Origin of the sequence: Mycobacterium sp. E735 (assembly GCF_001666955.1) — a bacterium.
In the GTDB taxonomy this organism is placed as follows: domain Bacteria; phylum Actinomycetota; class Actinomycetes; order Mycobacteriales; family Mycobacteriaceae; genus Mycobacterium.
Window position 1 is genome coordinate 1 of the sequence record NZ_LZIX01000112.1, and the last position, 3,381, is coordinate 3,381.

The following is a 3,381-nucleotide window of genomic DNA, read 5'->3' on the forward strand; positions in this document are numbered from 1 at the left end:
CCAGGCCGCGCTGGCGGTGCTGTTGTCGACCATGAGCGGAAGCAGCGAGGTGGCCGTGGGCTTCCCGATCGCCGGCCGGCGCGACCCGCTGCTCGACGACGTGGTGGGCTTCTTCGTCAACACGCTGGTGCTGCGGGTCGATCTGGCCGGCGATCCGACGGTGGCCGAGCTGTTGTCCCAGGTGCGGCAGCGCAGCCTGGCCGCCTACGAGCACCAGGATGTGCCCTTCGAGGTGCTGGTGGAGCGGCTTCGCCCGGCCCGCAGCCTGAGCCATCACCCGCTGGTGCAGGTGATGTTGGCATGGCAGAACAACGACCCCGCCGAACTGACCCTTGGCGATCTACGGGTCGCCCCGTTGCCCGTGGACACCCACACCGCGCGCATGGATATGACCTTCTCGCTGGGCGAGCACTGGGACGACACCGGCGAAGCCGCCGGAATCGGCGGCCAGGTCGAGTTCCGCACCGACGTGTTCGACGCCGACACCATCGAAGCGCTGATCAAGCGCCTCTACCAGGTGTTGGTGGCCGTGACCGCCGACCCCGGCCGTCCGTTGTCGTCGATCGACATGCTCGATGCCGACGAGCGCGCCCGCCTAAACGAATGGGGTAACCGCGCGGTGTCGCACCGACCGCCGACCCCGCCGTCGATCCTGGAGGTGTTCGCCGCGCAGGTCGCCCGCGACCCGGGCGCCGCGGCCGTCAGCTGCGGGGACCGCTCGATGACCTACCGGCAACTCGACCGGGCCGCAAACCGGTTGGCGCACTTGCTCGTAGGGCGCGGGGTCGGTGCGGGCGATTGCGTCGGGCTGCTGATGGACCGCTCGGCGGACGCGATCGTGGCGGTCCTCGCGGTGCTCAAGACCGGGGCGGCCTACCTGCCGATCGATCCGGCGCTGCCGGCGGCGCGGATCGAGTTCATCCTCACCGACGCCGCCCCGGCCGCCACGCTGACGACCGCCGACCTCCGGTCGCGGCTGGACGGGTTCGAATTCGCCGTCGTCGACGTTCACGACGCCGCTCTGGACGCTAAGTCCGGTGGCGCGTTGCCCGCGGCACCGACGGCCGACGACATCGCCTACATCATCTACACGTCCGGAACCACGGGAACTCCCAAGGGCGTGGCCGTGGCCCACCGCAACGTCACGCAGCTGTTCGCCCCCCTCGACGCGCCCCTGCCGGTGGCCGCGGTGTGGGCGCAGAGCCATTCGCTGGTCTTCGACGTGTCGGTGTGGGAGATCTTCGGTGCGCTGCTGCACGGCGGCCGGGTGCTGGTGGTGCCCGACGCGACCGCCCGGTCCCCGAAAGACCTGCACGCTTTGCTGAGCGCCGAACGGGTCGGCGTGCTCACCCAGACGCCGTCGGAGGCGGCGATGCTCCCGCTCGACGAGCTGGACTCGGCCGCCCTGGTGGTGGCCGGGGAGGCGTGCCCGGAAGAGGTGGTGGACCGGTGGGCGCCGGGGCGGACGATGCTCAACGTCTACGGCCCGACCGAGACCACGATGTGCGTGGCGATCAGCGCGCCGCTGGCGCCCGAGTCGGGAACCCCGCCGATCGGCTCGCCGGTGCCGGCGGCGGCACTGTTCGTGCTCGACGGGCGGTTGCGCGAAGCGCCCACCGGTGTCGTCGGCGAGCTGTACGTCGCCGGCGCGGGGGTGACGTACGGATACGTGCGCCGGGCGGGTCTGACCGCGTCACGGTTCGTGGCGTGCCCGTTCGGGGCGCCCGGCACCCGGATGTATCGCACCGGGGATCTGGTGTGTTGGGGCCCGGACGGGCAGCTGCGGTACCTGGGCCGCGCGGACGAACAGGTCAAGATCCGCGGGCACCGCGTCGAACTCGGCGAGGTGCGGGCGGCCCTGGCCGCATCCGACGGGGTGGAGCAGGCGGCCGTGATCGCCCGCGAGGACCGCCCGGGGGACAAGCGGCTGGTGGGGTACGTCACGGGCGCCGCCGACCCGGTCACGCTGCGCGCGGCGCTCGCCGATCGGCTGCCCGCCTACATGGTCCCGGCGGCGGTGGTGGTGCTGGACACGCTGCCGTTGACGGTGAACGGCAAACTCGACGCGCGCGCGCTGCCGGCACCGACCTACGCCGACGGTGATCGCTACCGCCCGCCGGCCACTCCGGTCGAGGAGACGCTGGCCGACATCTACGCCCAAGTCCTGGGGGCGGACCGGGTAGGGGTCGAGGAATCGTTCTTCGACCTCGGCGGTGACTCGTTGTCGGCGATGCGCCTGGTCGCCGCCATCCACACCACCCTGGGTGTCCATCTGCCGGTGCGCGCCGTCTTCGACGCGCCGTCGGTGCGGAACCTGAGTCAGCAATTGGACCGGCACGCCGACCAATACGGCCCTGGCTTCGCCTCGGTGCACGGTCGAGACGCCACCGAGGTATACGCCAGCGATCTGACCCTGGACAGGTTCATCGATGCCGCGACGCTGAGCGCCGCGCCCGCGCTGCCGGGGCCGAGCTCGCAGGTGCGGACGGTCCTGTTGACGGGGGCGACGGGGTTCCTGGGGCGTTATCTGGCGCTGCAGTGGCTCGAGCGGCTCGAGCCGGTGGGCGGCAAACTGATCTGTCTGGTGCGGGGCGGCTCCGACGAGGAGGCGCGCCTGCGGCTGGAGAAGACGTTCGACAGCGGTGACCCGAAGCTGCTGCGTTACTTCCAGGACCTCGCGGCCGACCACCTCGAGGTGATCGCCGGTGACAAGGGTGCGACGAATCTTGGTCTCGACGAACACATCTGGCGGCGGCTCGCCGACACCATCGACCTGATCGTCGACTCGGCCGCCCTGGTCAACGGCGCGCTGCCCTACAGCGAGCTGTTCGGCCCCAACGTCGTCGGCACCGCCGAGCTGATCCGGCTGGCCCTCACCGGCAAGCTCAAGCCGTACTCCTACGTCTCGACGGCGAACGTCGGGGACGGGGTGGAACCGGCGGCGTTCACCGAAGACGCCGACATCCGCGTCATCAGCCCGACCCGGACCATCGACGGCGGCTACTCCAACGGCTACGGGAACAGCAAGTGGGCCGGCGAGGTGCTGCTGCGCGAGGCCAACGACCTGTGCGGGCTGCCGGTCTCGGTGTTCCGCTGCGACATGATCCTCGCCGACACCAGCTACGCCGGCCAACTCAACCTGTCGGACATGTTCACCCGGATGGTGCTGAGCCTGGTGGCCACCGGCGTCGCGCCGCGGTCGTTCTACCAGCTGGACGGCGACGGCAACCGGCGCCGTTCGCACTTCGACGCGCTGCCGGTGGAGTTCGTCGCCGAGGCGGTCACCACGCTCGGTGGCCGGACCGTCGAAGGGTTCGAGACGTATCACGTGATGAACCCGCACGACGACGGCATCGGCATCGACGAGTACGTCGACTGGCT

1 protein-coding gene is annotated in these 3,381 nt (G+C 70.8%); it reads left to right on the plus strand.

Annotated features, from left to right (window positions below):
• Positions 1 to 3,381: amino acid adenylation domain-containing protein (locus A5704_RS09550; protein WP_156737646.1), on the plus strand; the 3,381-nt coding region annotated here is incomplete at both ends.